The sequence below is a fragment of the Streptomyces pacificus genome (assembly GCF_011766325.1).
Classification (GTDB): domain Bacteria; phylum Actinomycetota; class Actinomycetes; order Streptomycetales; family Streptomycetaceae; genus Streptomyces; species Streptomyces pacificus.
Genome location: NZ_BLLG01000006.1, coordinates 1 through 12906 on the forward strand (window position 1 = coordinate 1; position 12906 = coordinate 12906).

At 73.4% G+C, this 12906-nt stretch carries 11 protein-coding genes; 6 read left to right on the forward strand and 5 right to left on the reverse strand.

Annotated features, from left to right (window positions below):
• Positions 1 to 16 precede the first annotated feature (16 nt).
• Positions 17 to 1300, reverse strand: a complete 1284-nt coding sequence (locus tag SCWH03_RS12120; RefSeq protein ID WP_173264202.1) for an adenylosuccinate synthase — start codon at positions 1298 to 1300, stop codon at positions 17 to 19.
• A gap of 140 nt (positions 1301 to 1440) precedes the next feature.
• On the opposite strand from SCWH03_RS12120, the gene SCWH03_RS12125 reads away from it, so the two are divergent.
• On the forward strand, positions 1441 to 2328 hold the full coding sequence (locus tag SCWH03_RS12125; protein ID WP_173264203.1) for a diacylglycerol kinase: 888 nt from the start codon (positions 1441 to 1443) through the stop codon (positions 2326 to 2328).
• 312 nt (positions 2329 to 2640) lie between these two features.
• On the opposite strand, the gene SCWH03_RS12130 is transcribed toward SCWH03_RS12125, so the two are convergent.
• Positions 2641 to 3201, reverse strand: a complete 561-nt coding sequence (locus SCWH03_RS12130) for a GbsR/MarR family transcriptional regulator (protein WP_371872669.1) — start codon at positions 3199 to 3201, stop codon at positions 2641 to 2643.
• 102 nt (positions 3202 to 3303) lie between these two features.
• Here SCWH03_RS12130 and SCWH03_RS12135 point away from each other — a divergent pair, with 102 nt between their 5' ends.
• From SCWH03_RS12135 to SCWH03_RS12145, 3 genes are all read left to right on the forward strand, one after another.
• The gene (locus SCWH03_RS12135) at positions 3304 to 4464 is read left to right on the forward strand and encodes an ABC transporter ATP-binding protein (protein ID WP_173264204.1); all 1161 of its coding nucleotides are present in this window, start codon (positions 3304 to 3306) and stop codon (positions 4462 to 4464) included.
• Between the two features lie 8 nt (positions 4465 to 4472).
• Positions 4473 to 6104 (forward strand): ABC transporter permease, encoded by a 1632-nt coding sequence (locus SCWH03_RS12140; RefSeq protein WP_173264205.1) that lies wholly within the window; start codon positions 4473 to 4475, stop codon positions 6102 to 6104.
• Positions 6105 to 6398: 294 nt separating this feature from the next.
• On the forward strand, positions 6399 to 6725 hold the full coding sequence (locus tag SCWH03_RS12145) for a hypothetical protein (protein WP_173264206.1): 327 nt from the start codon (positions 6399 to 6401) through the stop codon (positions 6723 to 6725).
• Positions 6726 to 6752: 27 nt separating this feature from the next.
• Here the strand turns inward: SCWH03_RS12145 and SCWH03_RS12150 are convergent, their stop codons facing one another.
• Positions 6753 to 7961, reverse strand: a complete 1209-nt coding sequence (locus SCWH03_RS12150) for a cytochrome P450 (RefSeq protein ID WP_173264207.1) — start codon at positions 7959 to 7961, stop codon at positions 6753 to 6755.
• 342 nt (positions 7962 to 8303) lie between these two features.
• Between SCWH03_RS12150 and SCWH03_RS12155 the strand changes: the two genes are divergently transcribed.
• On the forward strand, positions 8304 to 9569 hold the full coding sequence (locus SCWH03_RS12155) for an SLC13 family permease (RefSeq protein ID WP_173264497.1): 1266 nt from the start codon (positions 8304 to 8306) through the stop codon (positions 9567 to 9569).
• Between the two features lie 5 nt (positions 9570 to 9574).
• Positions 9575 to 10354, forward strand: a complete 780-nt coding sequence (locus SCWH03_RS12160) for a universal stress protein (RefSeq protein ID WP_173264208.1) — start codon at positions 9575 to 9577, stop codon at positions 10352 to 10354.
• 158 nt (positions 10355 to 10512) lie between these two features.
• Here SCWH03_RS12160 and SCWH03_RS12165 read toward each other — a convergent pair whose 3' ends face one another.
• Together SCWH03_RS12165 and SCWH03_RS12170 are read right to left on the reverse strand one after the other, a co-directional pair.
• A complete protein-coding gene (locus SCWH03_RS12165; protein WP_173264209.1) occupies positions 10513 to 11172 on the reverse strand; it encodes a response regulator in 660 nt (219 codons plus the stop codon).
• Positions 11169 to 12743: a sensor histidine kinase gene (locus SCWH03_RS12170; RefSeq protein WP_173264498.1), complete on the reverse strand. Its 1575-nt coding sequence runs from the start codon at positions 12741 to 12743 to the stop codon at positions 11169 to 11171. The genes SCWH03_RS12165 and SCWH03_RS12170 overlap by 4 nt, the downstream gene beginning before the upstream one ends.
• Positions 12744 to 12906 lie beyond the last annotated feature (163 nt).

A 12906-nucleotide genomic window follows, 5' to 3' on the forward strand; every position in this document is an offset into this window, starting at 1 on the left:
GCACGGTCCCCCGGGCCTACAGGAACGAGTGGACCTCGATCGTCTCGTCCCGGCCCGGTCCGACACCGATCGCCGAGATCGGCGCCCCGGACATCTCCTCCAGTGCCCGCACATAGCCCTGCGCGTTCTTCGGCAGGTCGGCGAAGGTCTTGGCCTTGGTGATGTCCTCGGACCAACCGGGCAGGAACTCGTAGACGGGCTTCGCGTGGTGGAAGTCGGTCTGCGAGTACGGCAGTTCCTCGACGCGCTGCCCGTCGATCTCGTACGCGACACAGACGGGGATCTGCTCCCAGCCGGTCAGCACGTCGAGCTTGGTCAGGAAGAAGTCGGTCAGGCCGTTGACACGGGTGGCGTAGCGGGCGATGACCGCGTCGAACCAGCCGCAGCGGCGGTCGCGGCCGGTGGTGACGCCGCGCTCGCCGCCGATGCGGCGCAGCGCCTCGCCGTCCTCGTCGAACAGCTCCGTCGGGAAGGGGCCCGCGCCGACCCGGGTGGTGTAGGCCTTGAGGATGCCGATGACCCGGCTGATCTTCGTCGGGCCGACGCCCGCGCCGGTGCAGGCGCCACCGGCCGTCGGGTTCGAGGAGGTGACGAAGGGGTACGTGCCGTGGTCCACGTCCAGGAGGGTGCCCTGGCCGCCCTCGAAGAGGACGACCTTGCCCTCGTCCAGGGCGTTGTTCAGGACCAGCGTGGTGTCCGCGACGTACGGCCGGATCTGGTCGCCGTAGCCCAGCAGCTCCTCGACGACCCGGCCGGACTCGATGGCGCGGCGGTTGAAGACCTTGGCCAGGAGCTGGTTCTTCTGCTCCAGCGCCGCCTCGACCTTCTGCGTCAGGATCGACTCGTCGTACAGGTCCTGGACCCGGATGCCGACCCGGTTGATCTTGTCGGCGTAGGTCGGGCCGATACCGCGACCGGTGGTGCCGATCTTGCGCTTGCCGAGGAAGCGCTCCGTCACCTTGTCGAGCGTGACGTTGTACGAGGTGATCAGATGGGCGTTTCCGCTGATCAGAAGCTTGGATGTGTCGACGCCGCGGTCGTTCAGCCCGCTCAGCTCGGAGAGCAGGACCGCCGGGTCGACGACGACGCCGTTGCCGATGACCGGGGTGCATCCCGGCGAGAGGATTCCGGAAGGGAGGAGGTGGAGCGCATACTTCTGGTCACCGACCACCACGGTGTGGCCGGCGTTGTTACCACCCTGGTAACGCACCACGTAGTCCACGGATCCACCGAGGAGGTCGGTGGCCTTTCCCTTGCCTTCGTCACCCCACTGAGCACCGAGCAGCACAAGTGCGGGCACAGGCGTACACCCCTTCCGGGCGGGGCATGTCCATGGTCGGGGGCCTGAGCCGCCAACCGGTTGCCCCGGAATAGACGAAGCCCCTGGCGCAATAGCGCAAGGGGCTCTTGCACAAAGATGCTACCCGAGGAAGGACCGAGGTGTCGGCTCCCGACCAGCTCCTGGTGGTCATCGACCCGGTCGCCCGCCGTATCGACGGTGAGTCCGTGCGTATCGCGAAAGATGTGCTGTGCGCCGGGTCGGCGGCGAAGATCTGCCTGCCCGACGGGCCCAAGGAGTTTTCCCGCGCCCTCGCCCGCAGGGGCTCCCGGCGCCCCGTGGTGATCGGTGACGACCGTGCGCTGCTGCGCGCGGTGGGCCTGCTGCACCGGGCTCGGGAACTCGCCGACGAGACCCTGTCACTGGTCCCGGTCGGCGCCCGCGGCTCGGTGGAGACGGCCCGCGCGCTGGGCGTGCCGGCCGATGCGGTGGCGGCCGCCCGGACGGTCCTCGACGGAGCCGCGCACCGGCTGGACCTGCTGGCCGACGACAGTGACGGGGTGGTGCTGGCCGATCTGCGCATCCCCGCGGGCAGGGGCGGCACGGGGGGTCCTGGCGGCACGGGGGGTTCAGGGGGTTGGGGGGGTTGGGGCGGCACGCGCACCGGCGGGGCGGCGGGACCGGTCGGCTCGGTGTGGCGCGTCTGCCGCTCACTGGTCCGCACCCTGGCCGGTCCCGTTCCCCAGGCATCGCCTGGCGCACGGCTCAGGCTGCGGGTGGAGGCGGACGGGGTGCTGCTGAGCGATCTGGACGAGCCGATCGAGGACGTACGCGTCCGCACGGCCGACGGCGCCGCCGAGGTGACCGTGCGGCGCGGATCAGGCTCGGGCCCCGTACGGATCCTGGCCAAGGTGGTCACCGTCTCCGGCGCCGACTTCCGCTATCGCGCCGACGCGCTGGTCGCCGGACCGGTCCGGCACCGGACCTGGACCCTCCGCCCCAGGGCGTGGTCACTGACGCTGCCGGGGCCGCGGGCCGCGGGAGAGTGAGCGGCCGGGGACGCTTTCGGGGCGCGGACGCTTTCCGGCCGGGAAGGGGACTGGCGCGGAACGTTGCCCGGAGGCGACGACTCGCGGAACGTTGCCCGGAGGGGAGTCGCGGGGCGTTACCCAGAGGCGACTCGCGGGGCGCGGGGCGGGCCGGGCCGAACCCTCAGCGGCCCGGGCGCGGATCCGATCCGGCGTTTCGCGCCGGCACCCGGCACCGGAGCCCAGACGGCACGGTGGGCCCGCGTGGCACAGTGCCCCCGCGTGAGCCCCGGACCGGTGCGCTGTGGAGCGCCGTGAGGCCCGGAATCCGGGTCAGGAAGGGCCGAACACCCGCTCGCGGTGTTCCCGCCAACGCTCCATGATCGCGCCGAACTCCTCCTGGAGGAAGTCGAAGAACGCGGCGTTCTCCGCCAGCCTGCGACCCGCCGGGGTGTCGGCGCCGAGGCTCGCCACTCCCTCCCGCAGCGAGTCCGACCAGCGCTTCAGCATCACGTCACGGCTGGTGAACGCCGCGTACCACTGGTTGCTGTGGACCCGGTAGCGCTCGCGCCGGGAGCCGGGCTCACGCTCGCGCGACACCAGGTGCTGCTGCGACAGATAGCGCACCGCACCGGACACCGCGGCGGGGCTGACCTGCAGCCGCTCGCCGAGCTCGGCGGAGGTCATCGCGCCCGAGTCGGAGGACATCAGCGCGGCGAAGACCCTGGCGGGCATGCGCGTCATACCGGCCTCGACGAGCTGGGCCGCGAAGCGTTCCACGAAACGCGAGACGGCCTCCGCGTCCCCGGCGCCCCCGGCACCCCCGGCGCCCCCGGCACCCCCGGCGCCCCCGGCACCCCCGGCGCCCCCGGCACCCTCGGCGCCCTCGGTCATCGGCGTCATTCCCGGATCATCTCCCCTGCTCAGCAACCCGGATGCGAGTTTATACGGTTTCTTAACTTCACAAATTTATGAATCTAGCGTATGTTCTGAATCATGACCAAGGCCATCAGCGCTGCCGGACTGCACAAGGCGTTCGGACGGGCACCCGCACTCGCCGGCCTCGACCTCGCGGTCGAGGCCGGCGAGGTCCACGGCTTCCTCGGGCCCAACGGGGCCGGGAAGTCCACCACCATCCGCATCCTGCTGGGACTGCTGCGCGCCGACTCCGGCGCCGCCCGGCTGCTGGGCATGGACCCGTGGCAGGACGCCGTCGAACTGCACCGGCGGACCGCGTACGTCCCCGGTGACGTGACCCTGTGGCGCAACCTCTCCGGCGGCGAGGTCATCGACCTCTACGGCAGGCTGCGCGGCGGACTCGACCGGACGCGCCGGAACCGGCTGACCGACCGGTTCGAACTCGACCCCACCAAGAAGGGGCGAACGTACTCCAAGGGAAACCGGCAGAAGGTGGCCCTGGTCGCCGCGTTCGCCTCCGACGCCGACGTGCTGATCCTCGACGAGCCGACGAGCGGGCTCGACCCGCTGATGGAGGAGGTCTTCCGGAACTGCGTCGGCGAGGAGCGCGATCGCGGCCGGACGGTCCTGCTCTCGAGCCATGTGCTCAGCGAGGTGGAGGCGCTGTGCGACCGGGTCAGCATCATCCGCCGGGGCCGGACGGTGGAGAGCGGCTCGCTCGCCGATCTGCGCCATCTCACCCGCACCAGCGTCAGCGCCGATCTCGCGGGCGTGCCCGGCGGACTCGCGGGACTGCCCGGTGTCCACGACCTCGACGTCCAGGGCCCGGCGGCCGCCGCCGAGGACACCGGGTGCCGGGTCCGCTTCCAGGTCGACACGGACAAGCTGGACGCGGCGCTGCGCTCGCTCACCGCGGCCGGTGTGCGGTCGCTGACCAGCACTCCGCCCACGCTAGAGGAACTTTTCCTGCGGCACTACGAGGACGGTGCACCCGAGAGCACGGGCCCCGGCGGACCCGACCGACACGCCGACCGGGGCGGAGACCGAGGCGGAGACGGGGGCGGAGACCGGGGCGGAGACGGGCGTCGCGACGGACCCGGCGGAGGCGACGGACCCGGCCGACGGGGCGGAGGCAGCGGACCCGGCGGACGTGACGGGGGCGGCCGAAGCTCCGGACGTGACGACCGCGACGACCGCGACGGACGCGACGACCGGGCACAAGGGGCGGTGGCGCGGTGAGCGCCGTCATGGCACCCCGCACGGCGCACGCGGCGCGCCGCGCCGGCCGCCCGCTCGCCGGCACCGGCACCCTGCTCCGGCTGGCCCTGCGCCGGGACCGGATCATGCTGCCCGTGTGGGTGCTGGTGATCACCGGCATGGTGGTCAGCGGCGTCGGCTCGTTGGGGACGCTGTACGACACGCCGGAGGACAGGACCCGGTTCGCCGAGTCGATGGCCGCGAACGGTTCGCTCCGCAGCCTCTACGGCCCGGTGTTCGGCGACAGCACCGGCGCACTGGTCGCCTGGCGGTTCGGGACGCTGGCGGCCGTGCTGGCCGCGGTGATGAGCCTGGTCGTCGTGGTGCGGCACACCCGCGAGGAGGAGGAGAGCGGCCGTCAGGAAATGCTCTCCTCCGCCATGGTGGGCCGGCGCGCGCCCCTGACGGCCGCACTGCTCACCGCAGGCGTCGCCAACGCGGCGATCGCCCTGCTGATCACCGCCGGGCTGGCCGGCCAGGGCACGGCCGGCGCGCTCGCCCTCGGCCTCGCGATCGGCGGCACGGGCATGCTGTTCGCCACCGCGGCGGCGGTCGTCGCCCAGCTCACCGAGAGCGCCCGGCTCGCCAAGGGAGTGACGGCGGCCGCGCTCGGCCTCGCGTTCGTCCTGCGGGCCGCCGGCGACGCGGGTACCGCGGGCGACCCGGCCCGGGGCGGCCTCGGCGGTGAATCATCGCTGCTGACCTGGCTGTCCCCGGTGGGCTGGGCCGAGTACGTCCGGGCCTACGCCGGCGAACGCTGGTGGGTGCTGCTGCTCACGCTCGGCGCGGCATCCGCCCAGGGCGCCGCCGCGTACGCCCTGGCCGGGCGCAGGGACATCGGCAGGGGCCTCCTGGCCACCCGGCCGGGCCCCGCCGAGGGCCGGATCGCGACCGCGTCCGGGCTCGCATGGCGGCTCCAGCGCGCCGGTCTGTTCGGCTGGGCGGCCGGGTTCCTGCTCGCCGGGACGGTCTTCGGCGGCATGGCCGACGGCGCGGCGGACCTGGTCGGCGACAACGAGCGGACCAGGGAGATCTTCGAGCGGATGGGCGGGCAGACGGCGCTCACCGACGCCTTCCTCGCCGCCATGATCGGCATGTTCGGGCTGATCGCCACCCTGTACGCGGTCGGGTCCGTGCTGCGCATGCACGGCGAGGAGACCTCCCAGCGCGCCGAACCGGTCCTCGCGAACGCGGTCGGCAGGACCTCCTGGGCCGCCGGGCATCTGGCCGTCGCCTTCGGCGGCGCCGTACTGATCATGCTGCTCGCCGGGGCGGGACTGGCGCTCGGCCACGGCGGGGACCTCTCCTCGCTCACCGGCGCCGCGCTGGTCCAGGTCCCCGCCGTGTGGACGCTCGCCGGCGTGGCGCTGCTGCTGTACGGCGCGGTGCCCGGGGCCGCGACGGCCGGCTGGGCCGTGGCGGGGCTGTGCCTCGCACTCGGCTGGGTCGGCCCGGCGCTCGACCTGCCCCAGGCCGCCCTGAACCTCTCGCCGTTCGGCCATCTGCCGAAGCTCCCGGGACCGCCGATGGACTGGCCGCCGATGCTGGTCCTCACGGCGCTGGCGGCGGCCCTGACGGCCGCGGGCCTGGCCGCCTTCCGCCGCCGGGACCTGGGGATCTGACGGAATCCGACCGCGGGGCGGGACGCCTTCGCGCCCCCGCCCCGCACGCCCGGAGAGCCGGTGACACCCGCGGGGCGGCGGCCGGCAGGGCAGGCACAGCCGAGGCCGCCGCGCGGGACGACGGCACCGGCGGCGCGACCACGGAACAAGGCGGACCGGACGACGGCGGACCGGACGGCGGCGACGGCGCAGAGGCCGTCCCGTCACCGGGCCACTGGAACCCCCGGGCCACCGGCCACCGGAACCATAGGAACCACCGGAACCACCGGAAACGCTCCCACGTCCGTAGTGGTCATGACGAAGGACACAAGGGGCTACGCGGGCTGCCTCCTCGCGGCCGGGGGCGCGGCCACCGCGCTGCTCGCCTGGGCACCGCTGGCCAGGATCAGCATCGACGGCGGCGTCGGCCAGCGGCACCGGGACCTGAGCGTGCTCTACGTCGACCTCCCCCTGGTCGCCCTGGGCGGAGCCCTGCTGCCGCTCGCCCTCTGGGCCGCCGGGCTGCGGTGGCTGCGCCGCCCCTGGCTCGCCGCAGCGGCAGCGATGGCCGGGCTCGCCCTCGGCGTCTGGGGCCTGACCAGCTGGTGGACGCCGTACATGCAGCCGGAATTCGTCCACTGAGCTGAGACCGCCCGCACGGGGGGCGCCTCACACCTCCACGCGCAGCTCCCGCAGCCCTCTGATCACATACCCCGGCTTCCACTCCGGCTCCGCGGCGAGCCGCATCGCCGGGGCCTGCCGCAGCAGTTCCCCGAAGGAAGCGGCCAGTTCGACCCGGGCCAGGGGAGCGCCCAGGCAGTAGTGGATCCCGGCGCCGAACGTGATGTGCGGGTTGTCGGCACGGCCGAGGTCGAGGTCGCCTGGGCGCTCGAAGCGGGCCGGGTCCCGGTTGGCCGAGCCGAAGAGCAGCGCCAGCTCGGAGCCGCGTGGGACGACCGTGCCGCCGATCTCGATGTCGTCGAGCACCCAGCGCTCGAACATCTGCAGCGGGGTGTCGTACCGCATCAGTTCCTCCACCGCCGTCGGCAGCAGCGTGTGGTCGGCCCGCAGCCTCGCCAGCTCGGCCGGGTGGCGAAACAGCGTCCACCAGCCGTTCGCCGTGGTGTTGACGGTGGCCTCGTGTCCCGCGTTCAGCAGCAGCACGCAGGTGGAGACCATCTCCTGCTCGCTGAGCCGCTCCCCCTCGTCGTGAGCGGAGATCAGCGCCGACACCAGATCCCCGCCCGGCCGGGCACGGCGCTCGGCGATCAGCTCCCGCAGATAGGCGGAGAACTCCACCGAGGCCCGGACCGCCCTCGCCGCTGCCTCCTCGGACGGATTCAGCTCGAACATCCCGCAGATGTCCGCCGACCAGGGCCTCAGCAGACCGCGATCGGACTCCGGTATCCCGAGCATCTCCGCGATGACCGCGACCGGCAGCGGCTCGGCGACCTCGGCGAGCAGATCACCCCCGCCGTTCTTCACCAGCCCGCGCACCAGTTCGTCGGCCAGCCGGCGCACGGTCGGCTCCAGCGACTGCACGGTCCGCGGAGTGAACGCCTTGGTCACCAGCCGCCGGATCCGGGTGTGGTCCGGTGCCTCGAGGTCGAGCAGCCCGTTGTCGTTCAGCGTGTGGAAGGGCTCGTGCCCGGGCGGCGGGGGTGTGCGCCCGAACTCCTCGTGCGTGAACCGGTGCAGATACGTGCGGCCGAGACGGCGGTCCCGCAGCAGGGCGGACACATCGGCGTAGTGGGGCACGAGCCACTGCCGCGTGGGCTCGAACCAGTGCACCCGCCCCCGGTTGCGGAGTTCCGCGTACGCGGGATACGGGTCCGCGGTGAAGGCGGGCGACCAGGGTGCGAACACAGGAGCATCCATAGCCGGACGCTAACCGCCCACCGCGTGATTCGGGAGGGGCACCGGAGTGGTTCGATGAGAGACGTCACGAAACGCACCACATAGTCCCGATCAGACCGATCAGACCGATCGACCGCACCACGTCAATGCTGTCCCCCGTCCTCCGTCCCCCGTCCCCCGTCCCCCGTCCCCCGTCCGCCATCAGTCATCCGCCATCCGTATCCCGTCACCCGTCACCCGTCGCCCGTCGCCCGTCCGCATTCCGGCCGCGTGCCGCGTCACCGATCAGCCCTCGCCCCGCACCACGTGTCCCGCCACCACCCCGCACCATGCGCCCCGCACCACGTACCGGAGGCACCGATCCTGTCCACACCGCTCGCGGAGGCACTGTCCGCTTTCCTGCTCCTCCTGGTGCTCTTCTGCGCGATCGTCAGACCCTTCGGCGTGCCGGAGGCCGCCGCCGCCGTGCCCGCCGCCGCGCTGCTGATCGCCACCGGCGCGATCTCCACGGCACACGCGGCCGAGGAGGTCGCACGGCTCGGCCCGGTGATCGGCTTCCTGGCAGCGGTGCTGGTACTGGCCCGGCTCTGCGCCGACGAAGGGCTGTTCCGCGCCTGCGGCGCCTGGATGGCGCAGCGGTCGGCAGGGCGGCCCAAGCGGCTGCTCGCGTCCGTCTTCGGGCTCGCCTCGGTGATCACCGCGGTACTCAGTCTGGACGCCACGATCGTGCTGCTCACCCCCGTCGTCTTCGCGACCGCCGCCCGGATGGGCGTCAGGCCGAAGCCGCACGTCTACGCCTGCACCCATCTGTCGAACTCCGCCTCGCTGCTGCTGCCCGTGTCCAACCTGACCAACCTGCTCGCGTTCTCGGCCAGCGGCCTGAGCTTCACCCGGTTCGCCGGGCTGATGGCCCTGCCGTGGCTGGTCGCGATCGCCGTCGAGTACGTCGCCCTCCGCCGGTTCTTCGCCGCCGACCTGAGCATCGGCACCGGTACGGGCACGTCCGGCGAGACCGTCGCGCTGCCGGTGTTCGCGCTGGCCACCCTCGGCTGCACGCTGGCCGGGTTCGTCGTCACCTCCGCGCTGGGCATCGAACCGGCCTGGGCGGCCGCCGCGGGTGCCCTCGTCCTCGGCGTCCGCGCCGGCATCCGCCGGCGCACCACCGTGCGCGGCATCGTCGGCGCCGCCTCCCTGCCCTTCCTGGCGTTCGTCCTCGGGCTCGGCATCGTGGTCCGGGCGGTCGTCGACAACGGCCTCGCGGACCTCCTCGGGCAGCTCGTCCCGTCCGACACCTCGCTGCCCGCACTGCTGGCGCTGGCAGCCCTGGCCGCGCTGCTCGCCAACCTCATCAACAACCTGCCCGCGGTGCTGGTGCTGCTCCCCCTGGCCGTTCCCACCGGCCCCGGCGCGGTGCTGGCCGTCCTGCTGGGCGTGAACATCGGCCCCAACCTGACCTATGCGGGCTCGCTGGCCACCCTGCTGTGGCGCCGGATCGTGCACCAGCACAAACACGAGGTGGACCTCGCGGAGTTCACCCGGCTCGGCCTGCTCACCGTGCCGGCCGCCCTCGTGCTGTCGGTCGTGGCACTGTGGGCGTCACTGCTCGTGCTCCAAGGTTCGGGAGGCTGATTCCCATGCCCGTGATCGCCTGGATCGTCGAGGGCACCTGGCCCGCGTGCGTCGACGCCGCACGCGCCCGTACGGCCGAGAGCGAGGAGGTCACGCTGCTGCACGTCAGCGAACCGGTCTCGGCGGGCGTCGCCCGCGGGGCCTTCGCCGGCCTGCTGGGGCGGGGACGCCAGGGGGACGACCCGGGGGACCGGATGGAGGACCTCGGCGCCGACTCCGCCGAGCGGCTGCTCGCCCTGGCAGCCGAGCGGTTGGGCCGACCGTGCACGCGTCTGGAACGTTCGGGCCGGGTGGAACGGGAAGTCGTCACCGCGGCCGAAGGCGCCGATCTGCTCATCGTCGCAAGGGACGGGGACCGAGGTCACCTGGGGCCGCGCAGTCTGGGCCCGGCCGCCCGGTTCGTCGTGGACCACGCACCCTGCCCCGTGTTGCTGGTGTGGCCGGAGCAGGCACCGGACCTCGCCGGCATGCCACCGGAACCGCCGCCGCACGCGCCGGGTCAACCCCCGCCACCGCCGCACGCGCCGGGTCAACCCCCGCCGCCGCACGGAGCGGGACAGCCACCGCCACCGCCGGCCCCTCCGGGGCACAAGCCCGGACCGCAGCAACCCGGGACGGCCCCGACCGCACCACCACCGGCGCCACCACCGGGACCGGCACCCGCACCCGCATCGCCACCGCGGCCGACGGAACCGCCCGCGGACAGGCCCGAACCCCCGCCCCCACCTGAGGCACCACCGCGGCCACCCCACCCGCCGGAGGCACCGCCCCCACCGCCCCGCTGACCGCCGCACGGCACCACCGCGCCGCACCACCGCCGCCACCACCGGCGCCGCCGCGGCCCTCCGCCTGTGCCCTACGGATGCCGTGCGCCGGCGTCCGCAGGCGTCCGCAGCCCTCCGGCATCGCCAACCGGCATCGCCGACGACCGGGAACGGAGACCTCAACCCGGCGTGACCAGCCTCGCCTCATAGGCGAACACCGCCGCCTGCGTCCTGTCCCGCAGCCCCAGTTTCACCAGGATCCGGCTGACATGGGTCTTGATCGTGGACTCGGCGACGACGAGCTGCGCGGCGATCTCCGCGTTCGACAGACCCTGCGCGATCAGAGCCAGGACCTCCGTCTCGCGTTCCGTCAGATCGCTGATCCGGGCCGGCGCCGACGACCTGGGCGCCACAGGGATCCGGGAGAACTCCGTGATCAGCCTGCGGGTGACGGACGGCGCGAGCAGGGCCTCGCCCGCCGCCACCACCCGCACCCCGTCCGCGAGCCGACGCGCGGAGGCGTCCTTCAGCAGGAAGCCGGAGGCACCGGCGCGCAGTGCCTGGTACACGTACTCGTCCAGGTCGAAGGTCGTCAGCACCAGCACCTTCGCGTCGCTGTCGGCGGCGACGATCTCGCGGGTGGCCTCGATGCCGTTGAGCTCGGGCATGCGGATGTCCATGAGGACCACATCGGGCCGCAGCGCGTCGACCTGTGCGACCGCCTCCCGGCCGTCGACCGCCTCGCCGACCACCTCGATGCCGGGCATGGCGTTCAGCAGGACGGAGAAACCCTCGCGGACCATCGCCTGATCGTCCGCGATGAGGACGCGGATGGTCATACGGTCTCGTCCTGCCGGGTGGGGAGGAACACGGTGACCTCGTAGCCGCCGTCCTCCGTCGGGCCGGTCGCCATCTCGCCGTTCAGCATGGAGACCCGTTCCCGCATGCCGGTGAGACCGTGGCCGAGGCCGGTGGCCCCGGCCGAACCCACCGGATCGGCCTCGTCCACCGGCTCCCACTGCTCCGACTGCTCCGACTGCTCCACCGGGCCGGCCTCATCCATCGCACCGACCGCGCCGACCGCACCGACCGCGCCCACCCGCTCCGCTGGCTCCGCCGGGCCCGCCGGGCGAGAACCCCGCCCGGCGGCGCCTGCCAGGTGGTCGGGCTTCCGCAGGCCCCTGGCCGGGCCGTTGACGACGCGGACGCCGAGTCCGCCGAGGACGTACGCCACCTCCACCTTCGCGGACGCGCCCGGCGCGTGGCGCAGCGCGTTGCTCAGGGCCTCCTGGGTGATGCGGTACGCCGAGAGTTCGACGCCCGGGGGCAGTCGCCGGACCGCTCCGGTGATCACGAGACCGACGTCAAGGCCGGCGTCCCGGACATTGCCGAGCAGCGCGTCGAGATCGGCGAGGGTCGGCTGGGGTGCGCCGGGGGCCTCGTAGTCCTCCGCCCGTACGACACCGAGCACCCGGCGCAGTTCGTTGAGCGCGGCCACCGCGTTCTCCCTGATGGTCGCGAACGCCTGTGCCAGCTCGGGCGGCGGATCCTGCACCCGGTACGGGGCTGCCTCCGCCTGGATGGCGACGACCGACATATGGTGGGCGACCACGTCGTGCAACTCGCGGGCGATCGTGCTGCGCTCCTCCAGCAGGGTGCGGCGGTCGCGTTCGACGGCCGTGACGCTCTGCTGGGCGGCGACTTCGCGTACCGCCTGCCGGCGCACCTGCGCCATCGCCACCACCAGCAGCACGAAGGCCGAGACGAACAGCAGCATCGTGCTTCCCGCGGGGTACACGACGCCGAGGACGGCACCCGCGAGCAGTCCGTGCGCCCCCGTCAGCACCCACATCCAGACAGCGGTCCGCGGCCGGGTCCGCGCCGCCACGAAGGTGAGGACCGCGAGATGGGCGGCGATGGTGGCCGGAGTCCACAGCCCGTCGCCCCAGACGTTGCCGAGGGCCGCGAGGAAGGGCGTCGAGGCGAGCGAGGCCCAGAAGGCCAGCACCGGTCGCACCAGCGTCAGCAGCACCGTGGCCGCGGGCACCGCCATGAAGACGAGGGAGACGGGACCGAGCGTCCCGGAGTAGGCGGGGGCGCCGACGAGCAGCGCCAGCAGGGCGCCGGCGGCGACGATCGCGTGCGGGGTCCAGACCGCGAACCGGCGGATACGCGCGGGCAGTCGCCGGGCCAGCGCCCCGTCACCGGGCAGCGGGGCCAGCGGCCGGTACGCGAAGGCGCCGTGGAAGAGGTCCCGGCGCAGACCCGCGAGCGCGCCCAGGGCCAGACGGAACTCGGGACTGCGGTTGCCGGCATCGGTCCGCGGTATGCGCCGGGTGGTCGGGACGGTCGCGGCGGCAGGGAAGCCGGGCGTGGTGGCGGCGGCCGCGGCGGTGGCGGTGGTCGGCATGGTCGGGAAGTGGGACGTGGTCGCGGTGGTCTGCGTGTCGGTCACGTCGGCAAAGGTACGGGCGGGCGCGGACGCGGTCGTCCCCTGTGATGCGGATCCTCCCGCGTCCGTCCCAGGTACTACCCGGGTACCGCCCGGATACCGCCCGGATACCGCCCGGGTA